Here is a 16,519-nt window from a genome sequence, read left to right on the forward strand (position 1 = left end):
ACGGTCACGACCGCCGGCTCGAGCGGCGGCACGCCGTCGGCACTGCCGAGGGGCTTGCCCAGCAGCAGGCGAACGTACTCCGACCCGATGAATCCGGCTCCGCCGGTGACGAGGATCCTCACGGGTCCGGAAGTGTACGCCAAGGTGTGCGCAGGAGGGGCCATACAGCCCCAGCGCACGTTCCGCATTCGTGCCGGTAGGCTTCGCCGGTGCGTGGAATCCTCCTTGCCGGTGGCACCGGATCGCGACTCTGGCCGATCACCCGGGCGGTCTCGAAGCAGCTGATGCCGGTCTTCGACAAGCCGATGGTCTATTACCCGCTCTCGACCTTGGTGATGTCCGGGGTCCGGGAGATCCTGGTGATCACCACGCCGGACGACCAGGACCAGTTCCGTCGGCTGCTCGGCGACGGCAGCCAGTTCGGGCTGCGACTGGAGTACGTCAGCCAGGAACGCCCGGAGGGCATCGCGCAGGCGTTCATCCTCGGTGCGGACTTCATCGGCGACGAGTCGGTGGCGCTGGTCCTCGGCGACAACATCTTCCACGGCGTCGGTCTGGGCCGGCAGCTCGCCGAGCACGGTGACCTGGTCGGCGGGCGGGTCTTCGCCTACCAGGTGGCCAACCCGCAGGAGTACGGCGTGGTCGACTTCGACGACGCGGGCCGGGTCCTCTCGATCGAGGAGAAGCCAGCCCGGCCGAAGTCCCGGTACGCGGTGCCCGGCCTGTACTTCTACGACAACCGCGTGGTGGACATCGCCCGCAAGCTCACCCCGAGCGCCCGCGGCGAGCTGGAGATCACGGCGGTCAACGAGGCGTACCGGGAGACCGGCGAGCTGTCGGTGACCGTGCTGGATCGGGGCACCGCCTGGCTGGACACCGGCACGTTCACCTCGATGATGCAGGCAGCCGAGTTCGTGCGGGTGGTCGAGGAGCGGCAGGGACTGAAGATCGGTTGTGTCGAGGAGGTGGCCTGGCGGGCCGGCCTCATCGACGACGACCAGCTGCGCGCGCTCGCCACGCCGTTGACCAAGAGTGGCTACGGCGACTACCTGCTCGGCCTGCTGGCCGAGCAGGACGGCCAGCACGGGGTGGCGTGGTGAAGATCCGGGAGTTGAGCATCGAGGGCGCCTGGGAGATCACCCCCCAGCAGCACGGCGACCCGCGCGGCATGTTCATGGAGTGGTACCGCTTCGACGAGCTCGCCGAGGCGGTCGGCCACCCGATGCGGCTGGCTCAGGCCAACCTGTCGGTCTCCGCGCGTGGCGTGGTCCGTGGCATCCACTTCGCCGACGTCCCGCCCGGGCAGGCCAAGTACGTCACCTGTGTGCGCGGCGCGGTCCTCGACGTGATCGTGGATCTGCGGGTGGGTTCGCCGACCTTCGGCCGCTGGGAGGGCGTCCGGCTGGACGACACCGACCGTCGGGCGGTCTACCTCAGCGAAGGGCTGGGGCACGGTTTCTGCGCGCTGACCGACGACGCGACGCTGAGCTACCTCTGCTCGACCACCTACAACCCGACCGGTGAGCACGCGGTGCACCCGCTGGACGAGGAGCTGGGCATCGAGTGGCCCGCCGATGTCCCGCTGCTGTCCACCCGCGACGACGCGGCGCCGACCCTCGCCCAGGCCCGCGAGCGCGGTCTGCTGCCGGAATACGACAGCTACCGGCGGTTCGTGGCGAGCCTCAGGCCGGCCGGAATGTCGTACTCAACCGGTATGTGACCGCCCCAGGGGCACGACCTGTGGTGTGACAGTGACGAACGGGGCCTCCGGGCGGCTAATGTCACACCATGGAGCGGCGAATCTTCGGCCTCGAGACCGAGTACGGCGTCACCTGCACCTATCGCGGGCAGCGGCGGCTGTCCCCGGACGAGGTCGCGCGGTATCTGTTCCGTCGCGTGGTCTCCTGGGGTCGGTCGAGCAACGTCTTCCTGCGTAATGGGGCCCGGCTCTACCTGGACGTCGGGTCGCATCCGGAGTACGCCACGCCGGAGTGCGACTCGGTGACCGATCTGGTCGCACACGACCGGGCCGGCGAGCGAATCCTGGAGGGCCTGCTCATCGACGCGGAGAAGCGTCTGCACGATGAGGGCATCGCGGGTGAGATCTACCTGTTCAAGAACAACACCGACTCGGCCGGCAACTCGTACGGCTGCCACGAGAACTACCTGGTCTCCCGGCACGGCGAGTTCGGCCGGCTCGCCGACGTCCTCATCCCGTTCCTGGTCACCCGGCAGTTGATCTGCGGGGCCGGTAAGGTCCTGCAGACGCCGCGCGGCGCGGTCTACTGCCTGTCGCAGCGGGCCGAGCACATCTGGGAGGGCGTCTCCTCGGCGACCACCCGCAGCCGCCCGATCATCAACACCCGCGACGAGCCGCATGCCGACGCGGAGCGCTACCGGCGGCTGCACGTGATCGTCGGCGACTCCAACATGAACGAGGTCACCACGCTGCTCAAGGTCGGCACCGCCGACATCGTGCTGCGGATGATCGAGGCCGGGGTGGTGATGCGCGACCTCTCCCTGGAGAATCCGATCCGGGCGATCCGGGAGGTGTCGCACGACATCACCGGCCGGCGCAAGGTGCGACTGGCCTCCGGCAAGGAGGTCAGCGCCCTGGACATCCAGCAGGAATACCTGGCCAAGGCCACTGAGTTCGTCGAGCGCCGCGGCGGCGACCAGGCCGCCAAGCGGGTCGTCGAGCTGTGGGGCCGGGTGTTGAACGCGGTGGAATCCGGGGACCTCGAGCCGGTCTCCCGGGAGATCGACTGGGTCAGCAAGCTGCGGCTGATCGAGCGTTACCAGCGCAAGCACGACCTGCCGCTGTCCCACCCCCGGGTGGCGCAGATGGATCTGGCCTACCACGACGTGCGTCGCGGTCGGGGCCTCTACGGGCTGCTGGAGCGCCGCGGCGAGGTCGACCGGGTGACCACCGACCCGGAGATCTTCGAGGCGAAGGAAACCCCGCCGCAGACCACGCGGGCCCGGCTGCGCGGCGAGTTCATCCGGCACGCCCAGGAGAAGCGGCGCGACTTCACCGTCGACTGGGTGCACCTGAAGCTCAACGACCAGGCGCAGCGCACCGTCCTCTGCAAGGACCCGTTCCGGGCGTACGACGAGCGGGTGGAGCGGCTGATCGCCAGCATGTGACCGGTGTGCCGACCCCGGCGGTGGTGTGCGCCGGCGGGGTCGGCCTACCGGGCGGGCTCCGCGGCGCTGTCGGCGCGGGGGCCCGCTAAGCTGGGTCCGCCATGACGACTTCTGGACCTTCCGACCGCTCCGAGCGCGGCACCGAGCGGCAGAACTGGGTCGAACGCCGACGCGAGAAGATCCGCGCCGAGGTCGACCGAAACCGGCGCGGTGAATACACCGTCCCGACGTGGGTGCTGGCCTTGGCGCTGGTGCTCATCGTGGGCGGCTGGCTCGCGCTGATCTTCCTCGCCTGAGCGGCGTCGTCCCGTCGCCCGAGGCTCGTCAGGGCAGCAGGGTGACGGCGTGCCGGCCGGCGGCGGCTGCTGCCAGGAAGTACGCGTGATCGGCGTCGAGGCCACGGCCCATGGTGGACAGCGGCACGGCGCTGGCCCGCAACGCGGCGTCGAGACCGGTGGTGGGCACCCGGACGATCCGGTGCCGGGCCGCCAGGGGGGCCAGCGACGCGTTCACCTCCGCGAGCAGCGCCGGGGCCAGGTCGTCGGGCACCACCAGCTCCGCCGGGGCGAGAGCCACCCGGCCGTACGCGGTGAGGCTGTGGTGCGACACGCCCCGGTGTCGGGGGCGGGCGTCGGCGTCGGAGATGCGCAACGAGCCGACCGGCCGGCCGCCCAGCGTGGCGATCGCGTTGACCGCCTCACCGACGGCGACGCCGGAGAACCCCCAGCGGGTGCCGGTGCCCAGATTGCCGGGCCCCTGGGCCACGATGGCCACGTCGGCGCCCAGCACGTACCGGGCGGCGAGCAGGCCGCCGTGCAGGGTGGTGGCCTCCAGGTCACCGCCGAAGGCCTGCCCGACGGTGATCGTGCCGGCCAGTTCGGTCCGCAGCCCGGCGAGGGTGCGGGAGAACCACGCCGGCAGCGCCCCACCATCGGTGAGCAGGTACGCCACCCGCGCCTGCGGCGCGTCGGCCCGGATGCCGGCCAGGATCGCCGGCAGCGCCGAGTGCAGGTCGGCGGTGACCACCGGCAGGCCGCCCAGGTCGTCCGCGTCGGCCAGCACGTCGCGGTGCGGGGACGCCTCCTCGTCCACGCCGAGCAGGATCGGCTGCAACGGCGTGTAGCGGGCCTTGACCAGGTGACCGGCGTCGCGGGTGTCGCCGACCTCCGGCGGGTCCGGCGGCAGCCGGTCCGGCAGGGCCACCACCAGGGCGTATCCGCCGGTGCCCAACCCCATCAGCAGCGCACCGGCGTTGAGCAGCACCCGGTCGCCGGGCTCCGGTGTGCCGACCAACTCGGGGTAGGCCAGCGCCCGCATGCGCGTGCCGTCGGGCAGGTCGACGTCCAGCTCCACCGCCCCGGTCCACTGCCGTCGCAGCGTCGCCACCGTCCCCGTACGCCATCGCACCATGACGGGCACGCTAGCCGCGCGGGCCCAGCGGCCCGCGCCCGGGTGCTGCCGTGCGGTTCGTTCAGGCGCGGTCGGGTCCGTCGTCGGCCTGCGGGTCCGGCGCGGCCTGGGTGTGCCGGGCCCGGCCGGTGGCGCCGGGCAACGAGCGGGTGGGGTCGAGGAACACGTAACGGATCTCCGGGTACAGCCCGGTGAGCCGCCGTTCGGCCTCGTCGGCGGCGGCCTCGATGGCCGCGCCGGTGGCTTCGTCGCTGAAGTCGACCTTGGCGGCGACCAGGATGTCGTCCGGGCCGAGCTGCATGGTCATCAGGGTGTCGATCCGCTCCACCTCGGGTAGCCCGGTCAACTCCTGCTCGATCTCGTGACGCAGCCGCTCCGGGACGGCCCGACCGACCAGCAGCGACAGGTTGTTGGCGGCGAGGATGCCGGCGACCGTCAGCAGCAGGAGCCCGATCAGGATCGACGCGACGCCGTCCCACACCTCGTCGCCGGTGGCGTGGGACAGGCCGACGCCGGCACCGGCCAGCAGCAGACCGATCAGGGCCGCGCTGTCCTCCAGGAAGACCGCCTTGACGGTGGTGTCGGCGGTCAGTCGCAGGAAGCGTCGTGGAGTGGTCTGCCAGCGCCGGGACTCGCTGCGGACCTGCCGCACGGCCCGGGCCAGGGAGATCGACTCGATGACGAACGACACCGCCAGGACGATGTACGAGACCAGGTAGTCGCCGCTGTGCTCGTGCACCAGGATCGTGGTGACGCCGTGGGTGACGGCGAAGCCGGCGCCGGCGACGAAGGTGAACATCGCCGCGAAGAACGCCCAGACGTAGCTTTCCTTGCCGTACCCGAAGGGGCGCCGCTGGTCCGCCGGCCGGGCACCGCGGCGCAGAGCCTGGTAGAGGAGCACCTCGGTGGTGGTGTCGGCGACCGAGTGGGCCGCCTCGGACAGCATGGCGGCCGAGCCGGAGATCACCCCGGCGATCAGCTTGGCGATCGCGATGGCGAGGTTGGCGACACCCGCGACGATCACCGTGCCGACGCTCTCGCTCTCGGGCCTGGCGTCCGCTTGCGACATGAGCCTCACCCTATGACCGGAGACGGCAACGCGCCGGGGGAGGCCCGATCCGAACAAGTGTGCGGCACGCCCGCGCGGGTGCACGTCGTGGGCGTGTCGACTGCTAGCGTCTACCGCGTGTCGCGGACCCGCACCGAACGCCTGGTCAACCTGGTGATCTGCCTGCTGTCCACGCGACGGTTCCTGACCGCCGCGCAGATCGCCGCGACCGTGCCCGGCTACGAGCATGATCCCGATGACGCGCGCGACCACGAAGCGTTCCAACGCAAGTTCGAGCGCGACAAGGCCGAGCTGCGTGAGCTGGGTGTGCCACTGGAGACCGGCACGGCGAGCGCCTTCGACGCCGAGCCCGGCTACCGGATCGCCCACCGCGAATACGCGCTGCCCGACATCCTCCTGGAACCGGACGAGGCCGCCGCTGTCGGCATCGCCGCACGGCTCTGGCAGCACGCCGGGCTGGCCGCCGCCGCGTCGTCCGGGCTGGCCAAGCTGCGTGCCGCCGGCGTGGACGTGGACCCGCAGGCCACTCTCGGCCTGGAGCCGATGGTCACTGTCGACCCGGCGTTCGCGCCGCTGACCGCCGCCGCCCGGGACCGCCGCGAGGTCGGGTTCGACTACCGGGTGCCCGACCGGGACGCGCCCAGCCGGCGTCGGCTGCAACCGTGGGGCGTGGTCTGCTGGCGCGGCCGGTGGTATGTGGTCGGCCACGACCTGGACCGGGCGGCGACCCGCTGTTTCCGGCTGTCCCGCGTCGTCGGCACGGTCCGGGTGACCGGCGCGCCCGGCGCGTACGAGCCGCCGGCCAACGTCGACCTGATCAGCCACGTGGCCCGTTGGTCGGGTCCGGTGGAGCGGACCGGCCGGGCCACCGTGCTGGCCGCCCCGGGCCGTGCCGCCGGGCTGCGCCGCTGGGCGGTGGAGGTGACCGCCGGGCCGGACGGTGACCGGCTCGTCCTGCCGTACGCGGACCCGGACGGGCTGGCCGGCCACCTCGTCGGCTACGGCCCGGACGTGCGGGTGCTCGACCCGCCGGAGGTCCGCGAGGCCGTCATCCAACGACTCAAGGAGATCGCCGTCCGACACGACGAGCTGGCTGTCAGCGGGGGTGCCCGGTGACCCGCCCGGCCGCCCGGGGCGGCTCCCGCGCGTCCGCTGACCGGCTGGCCCGCCTGCTCAACCTGGTGCCCTACCTGCTGGCCCGACCGGGCATCGAGATCGCCGAGGCGGCTGGTGACCTCGGCGTCACCGAGCGGCAGCTCCGGGAGGACCTGGAGCTGCTCTGGGTGTGCGGGCTGCCTGGTTACGGCCCGGGTGACCTGATCGACATGGCGTTCGACGGCGATCGAGTGACCATCACCTACGACGCCGGCATCGACCGGCCGCTGCGGCTCACCCCGGACGAGGCCCTCGCGTTGGTCGTGGCGTTGCGGATGCTCGCCGAGACGCCCGGGGTGGCCAACCGGGAGGCCGTCGAACGGGCCCTGGCGAAGATCGAGGACGCGGGGGACCTGGTGGGCGCGCCGGTGGCGGTCCGACTGCCCGGCGACACCCGGCGGGTCGAGGCGCTGCGCGCCGCCGTCGAGGGCGGCAAGGCACTGCGGATCACCTACTACACCGCTGCCCGGGACGAGACCACCGACCGCGTCATCGACCCGCTGCGGATGTTGATGGTCGGCGGCCGGGCGTACGTGGAGGCGTGGTGTCGGCGCGCGGAGGCGGTCCGCCTGTTCCGGGCCGACCGGATCGACGCGATCACCGAGCTGGCCGAGCCGGCCACCGTGCCGCCGCAGGCCGTTCCGCACGACCTCACCGAGGGGGTCTTCCGCCCCTCGCCCGACCTGCCGCTGATCACGCTGCGCATCGGCCGCAGCGAGCGGTGGATCACCGAGTACTACCCGTGCGAGCGCGTCGAGGCCGGCGACGGCGACCAGTGGCTGGTGTCGCTGCGGGTCACCGACCTGGGGTGGGCTCGCCGGTTCGTGCTGGGCCTCGGCCCGGAGGCCACCGTGGTCGCCCCGGTCGAGCTGGCCGAGCAGGTGCGGGCGACGGCGGCCGCCGCTCTGGACGCGTACGCCGTGCCCACCCCGACCGCCGCGCCCCGGCAGCCCGAGGCCGACCCGGAGGTCGCCCCGTCGGGCGACCCGGCGGTGGTCGGGCGCACCCAGTAGGCTGACCGCCGTGCTGATCTGGATCGTGCTCGCGGTGGTGCTGCTTCCCCTCGTGGCGCTCGCGTTGGCCGTGCGCCCGGTGCTGACCCGGCTGCCTGGGCTGCGGCGCGCCGCCGTGGCGTTGCAGCGGCGGGCCGCCGAGGCCGAGGCGCTACGGGAGACGGCCGAGTCGTTGCAGCAGCGCGCGGAGGGTGTGCAACGCCAACTCGACACCACGTCTCAGCGGCTCGCGCTGATCAAGGCCAAGCGCGGCTGACCAACCGGTCGTTCGGGTTGTTGACGGATCATCCCGGGTTGGTCAAGACTTCACCCTCCGGGCCAGACCATCACCACCCGGCGGGTGGCGGGCGGCCGATCCGCACGTACGATGGGCTGCGTACCACCCCTCGGACACAGACCGACTGGAGCTTCTCATGGGTGCCCTCAAGCCGTGGCACATCGCTGTTCTCGTGGTTGTGCTGATCCTGCTCTTCGGTGCGAAGCGGCTCCCCGACGCTGCCCGTTCGCTGGGTCGGTCGCTGCGGATCATCAAGGCCGAGACCAAGAGCCTGCAGGACGACGACCGCGACCTCGCCGAGAAGGCCGACGCGCAGTCCGGCTACCAGCCGCTGCCGCCGCACGCCGGGCAGCAGGCGCCGTACACCGGGCAGCCGCAGCAGGCGCCCTACCAGCAGGCGCCGACGCAGCAGCCGGTCGTCGACCCGGTGCACCGCGTCCGCGACAACTGACCGAAGGGCCCCACCATCGTGGCCTTCGCACTGCGTAAACGCGGCCCAAAGGCGTTCGAGCGGGCCGCCGACGGCTCGATGACGCTCATCGAGCACGTCCGCGAACTGCGTAACCGTCTGTTCCGCGCGTCGCTGGCGATCATGATCGGCTTCGGCTTCGGTATCTGGCTGGCCGAGCCGGTCCGGTTGTTGCTGTCGAAGCCGTACTGCGACCTGCCGGGGTCGGTCGACCCGGTCACCGACAAGTGCCTGTTCGTTCAGCTCGGTCCTGCGGACCTGTTCCTGCTGAACCTGAAGATCGGCCTGTGGGTGGGCCTGATCATCGCGGCGCCGATCTGGCTCTACCAGCTCTGGGCGTTCATCGCGCCTGGTCTGCACCGGCACGAGCGGCGCTACGCCTATGCCTTCACGGCCCTGGCGGCGCCGCTCTTCGCAGCCGGCGCGGTGCTGGCGTACTTCGTCACCGCCAAAGGCCTCGAGTTCCTGATGAACGTGTCCGGCGATGACATCTCGACCACGCTGGAAGTCACTCGCTACATCTCGTTCGTCACCAATCTGATCCTGCTGTTCGGGGTGGCGTTCGAGTTCCCGCTGATCGTGCTGATGCTCAACTTCGTCGGCATCGCCAGCGCGAAGCGGTTGCTCAGCTGGTGGCGGGTGGCGATCTTCGTGTTCTTCGCGTTCTCCGCGGTGGTCACCCCCACCCCGGACCCGTTCGGAATGACCGCGTTGGCGCTCTGCCTCTCCGCCCTCTACTTCGGTGCGGTCGGGGTCGCGTTCATCAACGACCGGCGGCGTGGGCGGGGCAAGGAGGTCTACGCGGGCATCGACGACGACGAGGTGTCGCCGTTGGAGTTCGACAAGGACCCGGTCGTGGCCGGGCAGCGGGTCGACTCGACAGCGCCGATCGGCGTACCCGAGCCGATCGCCAGGCCGGCACCGATCGAGCGTCGCTACGACGACATGACCTGACGCCTCGGCGTGCTGGGTCCACCAACGCCGTCCCCGCCTGGCGGGGACGGCGTTGCCGGTCCTGTGGACTGACGCCCGGGTCGCACGACCGTTGCGGCGAAGGGCATCATGCATCCATGAACTCCGGTGCCATCATCACCATTCTCATAGGTGTGTCCCTGGCGTGCGTCGGCGTGGTGCAGGCATGGGGGATCCGGAAGCTGCGCCGAACCGGCGTGGCATCTGTCGGCACAGTGATAGGCCACGAGAGGACCGTCGACGACGGCCCGCTCTACGCACCGGTGATCGCCTTCGTCGACGAGAACGGCCGCAAGCGCCAGTTCACTGTCGCCATACGATCCAGCGGCCGTGTCCACCGCGTCGGGCAGGAGGTTCCGGTGATCTACCCGCCGGGGCGGCCGAACGACCCGAGACTGGCCTCGTTCAGGCACCACCTGGTGACGGTCGGTCTGCCGCTGGCAGTGGGCGCGTTGTTCGCTTTCCTCGGCCTGTTCGGTTTACGGCAGGTGTGAATACCGTTCCGCCGTGCAGGGCCGTCTGAAATGCGGCTTGGCCGGCCGTCGTCCGACCGCTACGGTGCTGCCCGTGACCGCAGAAGATCACCTGAACGGCCCCGTCGCCGTGCTCGCCAACTCGACCGCTGGGCGAGGCCGTTACAGCGCTCTGCTGCCACGGCTGCTGGACGGGCTGGCCGCCGCCGGGCGACCGATCCGGCTGCTGACGGCGACCGGTCCGCCCGAGGCGGAGGCGGCGTGCCGGGCAGCGGTCGCCGACGGTGCGGGCGCGCTGGTTGCGATCGGCGGGGACGGAACCGTGCACCGGGCGTTGCAGGCGGTCGCCGGCACGGATGTGCCGTTCGGCCCGATCCCGGCCGGCACCGGCAACGACTTCGCCCTGGACACGGGTTTTCCGGCTGACCCCCTCGCAGCGTCGGAGGTGATCGCGTCGGCGTTGCGCGACGGCCGCAGCCGCGCCGTGGACCTCGCCCGGATGGTCGGGTTCGACGGCACCGTGCGCTGGTACGGGGCGGTCCTCGCGGCCGGCTTCGACGCGATCGTCAACGAGCGGGCCAACCGGATGCGCTGGCCGCGGGGCCCCCGCCGCTACGACCTGGCGATCCTGGTCGAGCTGGCCCGGCTGCGCCCCCGCCGCTACACGCTGCGCCTCGACGGGGTGCCGCACGAGTTGGACGCGGTGCTGGTGGCGGTGGGCAACTGCCCGACGTACGGCGGCGGGATGCGGATCTGCCCCGACGCCGACCCGACCGACGGGCTGCTCGACGTGGTGGTGGCGGGCCGGGTCAACCGGCGGACCCTGATCCGGGTGAAGCCGCGCATCTACCAGGGCACCCACGTCAGCCACCCGCTCGTGCGCAGCTTCCGCGCCCGCACGGTGGAGTTGAGCGCCGAGGGCATCACCACGTACGCCGACGGGGAACGCTCGTTGGGCCTGCCGGTGACGATCAGCGCCGTCCCGGGCGCCCTGCGACTGTTGCGTTGACCCGTACCGCCCCGATGCTGGCCGCGATGACCAGCACGATGGCGGCGCACTCCAGCACTGTCAGGGCCTGCCGCAGCACCAACCACCCGGCGAGCGTGGCGATGGCCGGCCCGAGGCTCATCAGCACGGCGAAGGTGGCGGTGGGCATCCGCCGCAGCGCCAGCAGCTCCAGCGTGTAGGGCAGGCCGGAGGCGAGCACCGCGAGGGCGGTGCCCAGCGCCAGCACCGGCGGGTCGAGCAGCACCGCGCCGCCGTCGACGATGCCCAGCGGCAGGGTGACCAGCGCGGCGAGGGTCAGTGCCAGGGCCAGCCCGTCCGCGCCCGGGAACCGGCTGCCGACGCGCGCGCTCAGCACGATGTACGCGGCCCACATGGCGCCGGCGCCGAACGCGAAGGCCACGCCGACCGGGTCCAGTCGGTCGAAGCCGCCCTGGCCGAGCAGCGCCACCCCGGCCAGCGCGAGTCCCGCCCACCCCCAGCTGGCCAGTCGTCGGGCGCTGAACACCGACAGCGCCAACGGGCCGAGCACCTCCAGCGTCACCGCCGGACCCAGCGGGATGCGTTCGATGGACTGGTAGAAGAGCGAGTTCATGCCGGCCAGCGCCAACCCGAACGCGCCCGCCGCGAGCCAGGCCGAACGGTCGTGGCCGCGCAGCCGGGGCCGGCACACGATGAGCAGCAGCACCGCTGAGATCGTCAACCGCAGGGTCACGGCGCCGGCCACCCCGGTGCGCGGGAAGAGCAGCGCGGCCACGGCGGAGCCGAACTGCACCGAGAGGGCCCCGCCGAGCACCAGGCCCACGGCGGCGACGCCACCGCGCCGGGCCGGTGGTGCGTCGGCCGGTGGTGGCGTGGGCAGCAGGATCTCGGTCACGGGCACGACGGTAGGCGGCCCCTTACGGCCATCCTTCGGCGGGTCCACCGGCCGACAAGGGCGAGCCCGTCCGCGACTCGTGCCGAAGCTGGGCCGACACGGCCGTAAGCGGTCGCCAACGTGGTGCTACCGGCGTACGGTCGCTGGTATGACCAGCGCGATGAGGAAACTGTCCATCTCCGTGCCACCCGACGTGGCTGAGCGCCTGGAGCGCGAAACCAACGCGAGCGCGTACATCACCCAGGCCGTCCGTGACCGGATGCGGCTGGACGCCCTGGACGCGGAGCTGGCCCACCAGGGCATCCCGATCACCGAGCAGGGCGTGGCCGAGGCGCGCGCCCGCCGGGCCGCCGTGGAGGCCGACTGGTCCCCGGAGCGCCGCAGCGCCCTTCGCGAGCGGGTCCGCCAGCACGCGCTGGACGCCGCCGCCGGAACGCCCGAACAACCGGCCGCGTGAGCCCCGAGGACGACCGCCCGGTCCGGCTCGTGCTGGACCGGTCGGCACTGCTGGCCTACCTGGCGGGGTCGGTGCATGTGGGGGAGCCGCTGCACGAGGTCATCCAGGACCGCAACAGGTTCGGCGTCACCGCCGTGACCGCGGCGGAGGCCCTGGCGATCGTCACCGACCCGAAGGAACGAGCGACCCTGCACCGCCTGCTGAACCTGGACGCTTGTGAGGTGCTCTCCACCGAGGGGCGCTCCTGGCACGAACTCAGCTTCTGGCGCACGGTGACGGGCCGTGCCGATCTGGCCACCACAGCGCTGGCCGTCCTCGAACACGACGCCTCGATCCTGACCGCTGAGGACCGGTACGGCGACGGCGAGCTACCAGTGATCCACATTCCCGGCTGACGGCACGGAAACCGCAGGTCAGGCCGGCAGGGCGAGATCGAGGACGGCGCCCAGCCCGTTCTCCCGACCGGGTTCGGCGGCCGGGAGCACCAGCGCCGCGCAGCCGGCGGTCACCGCGCCCGCGTCGGCTGGTGTGTCACCGACCATCAGCGTCTGTTCCGGGTCGACACCGAGCATCCCGCAGGCGCGCCAGAAGATCGCCGGGTCGGGCTTGCAGCGCCCCACCTCGTACGAGAGCACGAACGCGCCGACCAGGTCGGTCAAGCCCCACGTGTCGAAGTGCGGCCGCAGGTCGAAGCCGATGTTGCTGACCACGGCGACCGGCACCCCGGCGTCGCGCAACGCGGTCAGCGTGGGCGCGGTGTCCGCGTACGGCAGCCAGCCCTCGGCGGTCAGCAGCCGCTCGTAGAGCGCGTCGGCGAAACCCTCGATGCCCGCGTCGACCGTCTCGGCCAGCCCGGTGTACGCGCCCCGGTGGGCGTGTTGGTAGAGGTCCCGGTCGGCCCACAGCTCGGCCAACCGTGGTGGCACCCGCGCCGGCAGGGGCCCTCCGGCACGCCCGGCGGTGAGGAGCCGGTCGGCCAGTGAGGTGGCCCGGACCCGGTCCAGGGTGACCCCGCACGCCGCCGCGGCCTCCAGCACCCACTGCCGGGGCTCCTCCACCTGGGCCAGGGTGCCGTGGAAGTCGAAGAGCACCGCCTTCACGGGCCGTCGGGACGCCCGGGGGGCGGCGGCCTCGTTGCCCGGCGAAGGGGTCTGGGTCGGTTCGGCATGGTCCGGCACGCCGTGCACCCTACCGACCGCCGCCGACGGCACCTCCGGACGGCCTTGTGGGGTGTCGTGTCCCGGCACGCACTAATCTTGGTGTCATGTCGAGTCCCGCCGAGCGTTACGCAGCGGCGCGCCGCCGGGCCGCGCAGGCCTCACAGTTTCCCGCGCTGGACGAGTTCGCCCTTGACCTGGGGTTCGACCTCGACGACTTTCAGCGTGAGGCGTGTCAGTCGCTGGAGCGGGGCAGCGGTGTGCTGGTCTGCGCACCCACCGGCGCCGGCAAGACGGTGGTCGGCGAGTTCGCCGTCCACCTGGCGTTGCGCGGGCGGCCCGACGACCCCGTGACCGCCGACGACACGGCGACCCCGCCGCCCCGGCGCAAGTGCTTCTACACCACGCCGATCAAGGCGCTGTCCAACCAGAAGTACCACGACATGGTCGCCCGGTACGGCGCCGAGCAGGTCGGTCTGCTGACCGGTGACAACGCGATCAACGGCGACGCGCCGGTGGTGGTGATGACCACCGAGGTGCTGCGCAACATGCTCTACGCGGGCTCCAGCACGCTGCACGGGCTGGCGTACGTGGTGATGGACGAGGTGCACTACCTGGCCGACCGGTTCCGTGGCGGGGTGTGGGAAGAGGTGATCATCCACCTTCCCGAGTCTGTCACCCTGGTCTCGTTGTCGGCGACGGTCTCCAACGCCGAGGAGTTCGCCGACTGGCTGGTCACCGTGCGCGGCGAGACCGCGGTGGTGGTCAGCGAACACCGGCCGGTGCCGTTGTGGCAGCACATGCTGGTCGGCAAGCGGATGTTCGACCTGTTCCACGACGCCGACGCCGCCCGCAAACACGACGTGCACCCGGAGTTGCTGCGCTACACCCGGGAGACCGTGCGGCGGCTGGATCTGGGCGAGGGGCGCAGCGCGGGGCCCGGCGCGGGTCGGCGCGGCCCGCGCTGGCGTGGCCCGATGCGCCCGGACATCGTCGACCGACTGGACCGGGAGGGTCTGCTGCCGGCGATCCTGTTCATCTTCAGTCGTGCCGGCTGCGCCGCCGCGGTGCAGCAGTGCCTCGCCGCCGGGCTGCGGCTGACCTCGGCGGACGAGCGGGCCGAGATCCGCCAGGTGGTCGAGTCCCGGGTCACCGCCATCCCCGGCGAGGACCTGACGGTGCTGGGCTACTGGGAGTGGCTCGACGGTTTGGAGCGCGGCCTCGCCGCCCACCACGCCGGCATGCTGCCGGTGTTCAAGGAGATCGTCGAGGAGTTGTTCGTCCGCGGCCTGGTCAAGGCGGTCTTCGCCACCGAGACCCTGGCCCTGGGCATCAACATGCCGGCCCGCTGCGTGGTCCTGGAACGGCTGGTCAAGTACAACGGCGAGGCGCACGTCGACCTGACCCCGGGGGAATACACGCAGCTCACCGGGCGCGCCGGTCGCCGGGGCATCGACGTGGAGGGGCACGCCGTCGTGGTGTGGTCCCCGGAGACCGACCCACGGCAGGTGGCCGGGCTCGCGTCCACCCGCACCTACCCGCTGCGCTCCAGCTTCCGGCCCTCGTACAACATGGCGGTGAACCTGGTGGGCACTGTCGGCGCGGAGCCGGCCCGGGCGCTGCTGGAGTCCTCGTTCGCCCAGTTCCAGGCGGACCGGTCGGTGGTGGGTCTGGCCCGGCAGGTGCAGCGCAACACCGAGACGATCGAGGCGTACGGCGCGGAGGCCGCCTGCCACCACGGCGACTTCGACGAGTACTTCGCGCTGCGGGTGGCGATCGCCGATCGGGAGAAGGCCATCGCCCGGCAGGGACAGACCCAGCGCAAGGCCGCCGCGGTGGCGTCGCTGGAGCGGCTGCGCGTCGGCGACGTGATCCGGGTGCCGTCGGGCCGTCGGGCCGGGCTGGCCGTCGTGCTGGACCCGGCGACCGGTGGGTTCGGTGAGCCCCGGCCGCTGGTGCTCACCCAGGACCGCTGGGCCGGACGGGTCAGCCCCGGCGACTTCACCACCCCCGCCGAGGTGCTGGCCCGGATCCGGGTGCCCAAGCACTTCAACCACCGTTCACCGGGTGCTCGGCGGGATCTCGCCGCCGAGGTCAGCGGCACCGGTCTGGACCGGCACGGCGGCCGACGGGGTGGCCGTTCCCGACAGGTGTCCGGGGAGGACCACCAGATCACCCAGCTCCGCACCGAGCTGCGTAACCACCCGTGCCACGCCTGCCCGGAGCGGGAGGACCACGCCCGCTGGGCGGAACGGCGTCGGCGGCTGGAGCGCGACACCGAGGAACTGCGCGAGCGCGTCTCCGGGCGTACCGGGTCCCTCGCCCGCACCTTCGACCGGATCGTCGCGCTGTTGACCGACCGTGGCTACCTCGCTCGCGACGGCGCGGTCACCGACGCGGGGCGGATGCTCGGCCGGATCTGGACCGAGGCGGACCTGCTGGTCGCCGAGTGCCTGCGCCGGGGAGTGTGGAACGGCCTGTCCCCGGCCGAGTTGGCCGCCGCGGTGTCCGTGGTGGTCTTCGAGGCGCGCCGCGACGTCGACGAGCGGGCGTCGCTGCCGCGCGGGCCGGTGGCCGACGCGGTCGACGAGACGTTGAAGCTGTGGGGAGAGATCGAGGCCGACGAGGCGGCGCGCGGGCTGAACGCGACCCGGGAGCCTGATCTCGGCTTCGCCTGGCCGGTCTACCGGTGGGCCCGGGGTGAGGTGCTGGCCAAGGTGCTCGGCAGCGGTCACGAGATCGACGGTGAGATGCCCGCCGGTGACTTCGTCCGGTGGGCGCGACAGGTGGTCGACCTCCTCGGTCAACTCGCCGATTCCGGCGGCGCCTCCCCGGAGCTGCGTTCCACGGCACGGCAGGCGATCGCGGCGATCAACCGGGGTGTCCTGGCGTACCACACCTCGGCCTGATCACCTCATTCGATCACCATCGGGGTCGAATCGACGCATCGGACGGTCACCGTGACAGCACCCCCCGGATAGCCCGGGGGGCGCTGTTGCGCCTGATCACGGCACCCCTGATCATTGCCGGAGCGCCT

At 72.1% G+C, this 16,519-nt stretch carries 18 protein-coding genes; 14 read left to right on the forward strand and 4 right to left on the reverse strand.

Annotated elements, in window-relative coordinates; genetic code table 11:
* Positions 1 to 209: 209 nt before the first annotated feature.
* The 4 genes from rfbA (at position 210) to KBX46_RS22585 (ending at position 3,443) form a co-directional block, all read left to right on the forward strand.
* A complete protein-coding gene (gene rfbA / locus KBX46_RS22570) occupies positions 210 to 1,100 on the forward strand; it encodes a glucose-1-phosphate thymidylyltransferase RfbA (RefSeq protein ID WP_210793960.1) in 891 nt (296 codons plus the stop codon).
* Positions 1,097 to 1,720, forward strand: a complete 624-nt coding sequence (gene rfbC, locus KBX46_RS22575) for a dTDP-4-dehydrorhamnose 3,5-epimerase (protein ID WP_210793961.1) — start codon at positions 1,097 to 1,099, stop codon at positions 1,718 to 1,720. The genes rfbA and rfbC overlap by 4 nt, the downstream gene beginning before the upstream one ends.
* 68 nt (positions 1,721 to 1,788) lie before the next feature.
* The gene (gene pafA / locus KBX46_RS22580) at positions 1,789 to 3,147 is read left to right on the forward strand and encodes a Pup--protein ligase (protein WP_210793962.1); all 1,359 of its coding nucleotides are present in this window, start codon (positions 1,789 to 1,791) and stop codon (positions 3,145 to 3,147) included.
* A gap of 101 nt (positions 3,148 to 3,248) precedes the next feature.
* A complete protein-coding gene (locus tag KBX46_RS22585; protein ID WP_088948118.1) occupies positions 3,249 to 3,443 on the forward strand; it encodes a hypothetical protein in 195 nt (64 codons plus the stop codon).
* 28 nt (positions 3,444 to 3,471) lie between these two features.
* Here KBX46_RS22585 and KBX46_RS22590 read toward each other — a convergent pair whose 3' ends face one another.
* Both KBX46_RS22590 and KBX46_RS22595 read right to left on the reverse strand, forming a co-directional pair.
* Entirely contained in the window at positions 3,472 to 4,557 is a 1,086-nt protein-coding gene (locus tag KBX46_RS22590) for a DUF3866 family protein (RefSeq protein ID WP_210793963.1), read from the reverse strand.
* A gap of 61 nt (positions 4,558 to 4,618) precedes the next feature.
* On the reverse strand, positions 4,619 to 5,626 hold the full coding sequence (locus tag KBX46_RS22595) for a cation diffusion facilitator family transporter (RefSeq protein ID WP_210793964.1): 1,008 nt from the start codon (positions 5,624 to 5,626) through the stop codon (positions 4,619 to 4,621).
* 117 nt (positions 5,627 to 5,743) lie between these two features.
* Between KBX46_RS22595 and KBX46_RS22600 the strand changes: the two genes are divergently transcribed.
* The 7 genes from KBX46_RS22600 (at position 5,744) to KBX46_RS22630 (ending at position 10,994) form a co-directional block, all read left to right on the forward strand.
* Positions 5,744 to 6,742, forward strand: coding sequence for a YafY family protein (locus KBX46_RS22600; protein WP_179779021.1), 999 nt, complete (start codon positions 5,744 to 5,746; stop codon positions 6,740 to 6,742).
* Entirely contained in the window at positions 6,739 to 7,794 is a 1,056-nt protein-coding gene (locus tag KBX46_RS22605; RefSeq protein WP_210793965.1) for a YafY family protein, read from the forward strand. Before KBX46_RS22600 ends, KBX46_RS22605 begins: the two co-directional genes overlap by 4 nt.
* Before the next feature lie 10 nt (positions 7,795 to 7,804).
* Positions 7,805 to 8,050, forward strand: coding sequence for a hypothetical protein (locus tag KBX46_RS22610; protein WP_088948122.1), 246 nt, complete (start codon positions 7,805 to 7,807; stop codon positions 8,048 to 8,050).
* A gap of 157 nt (positions 8,051 to 8,207) precedes the next feature.
* On the forward strand, positions 8,208 to 8,522 hold the full coding sequence (tatA, locus tag KBX46_RS22615; protein WP_088948123.1) for a Sec-independent protein translocase subunit TatA: 315 nt from the start codon (positions 8,208 to 8,210) through the stop codon (positions 8,520 to 8,522).
* Between the two features lie 18 nt (positions 8,523 to 8,540).
* On the forward strand, positions 8,541 to 9,494 hold the full coding sequence (tatC, locus tag KBX46_RS22620; RefSeq protein WP_088948124.1) for a twin-arginine translocase subunit TatC: 954 nt from the start codon (positions 8,541 to 8,543) through the stop codon (positions 9,492 to 9,494).
* A gap of 116 nt (positions 9,495 to 9,610) precedes the next feature.
* Positions 9,611 to 10,006 carry a DUF3592 domain-containing protein gene (locus tag KBX46_RS22625; protein WP_210793966.1) on the forward strand — a complete coding sequence of 132 codons (396 nt, stop codon included), beginning with the start codon at positions 9,611 to 9,613 and terminating at the stop codon, positions 10,004 to 10,006.
* Positions 10,007 to 10,070: 64 nt separating this feature from the next.
* Positions 10,071 to 10,994, forward strand: coding sequence for a diacylglycerol kinase family protein (locus KBX46_RS22630; RefSeq protein ID WP_210794072.1), 924 nt, complete (start codon positions 10,071 to 10,073; stop codon positions 10,992 to 10,994).
* Here the strand turns inward: KBX46_RS22630 and KBX46_RS22635 are convergent.
* Entirely contained in the window at positions 10,957 to 11,874 is a 918-nt protein-coding gene (locus KBX46_RS22635) for a DMT family transporter (RefSeq protein ID WP_374225008.1), read from the reverse strand. The two genes, KBX46_RS22630 and KBX46_RS22635, sit on opposite strands and share 38 nt — an antisense overlap.
* A 142-nt stretch (positions 11,875 to 12,016) precedes the next feature.
* On the opposite strand from KBX46_RS22635, the gene KBX46_RS22640 reads away from it, so the two are divergent.
* A complete protein-coding gene (locus tag KBX46_RS22640; protein ID WP_088948128.1) occupies positions 12,017 to 12,325 on the forward strand; it encodes a hypothetical protein in 309 nt (102 codons plus the stop codon).
* Complete coding sequence (locus KBX46_RS22645) at positions 12,322 to 12,720, forward strand: hypothetical protein (RefSeq protein WP_088948129.1); 399 nt, start codon at positions 12,322 to 12,324, stop codon at positions 12,718 to 12,720. The genes KBX46_RS22640 and KBX46_RS22645 overlap by 4 nt, the downstream gene beginning before the upstream one ends.
* Before the next feature lie 18 nt (positions 12,721 to 12,738).
* On the opposite strand, the gene KBX46_RS22650 is transcribed toward KBX46_RS22645, so the two are convergent.
* Complete coding sequence (locus KBX46_RS22650) at positions 12,739 to 13,503, reverse strand: HAD family hydrolase (RefSeq protein WP_088951735.1); 765 nt, start codon at positions 13,501 to 13,503, stop codon at positions 12,739 to 12,741.
* Between the two features lie 86 nt (positions 13,504 to 13,589).
* Here KBX46_RS22650 and KBX46_RS22655 point away from each other — a divergent pair, with 86 nt between their 5' ends.
* Positions 13,590 to 16,391, forward strand: coding sequence for an RNA helicase (locus KBX46_RS22655; RefSeq protein ID WP_210793967.1), 2,802 nt, complete (start codon positions 13,590 to 13,592; stop codon positions 16,389 to 16,391).
* The last annotated feature ends 128 nt before the right edge of the window (positions 16,392 to 16,519 follow it).

Source organism: Micromonospora sp. C81, assembly GCF_018070425.1.
GTDB lineage: Bacteria > Actinomycetota > Actinomycetes > Mycobacteriales > Micromonosporaceae > Micromonospora > Micromonospora zamorensis.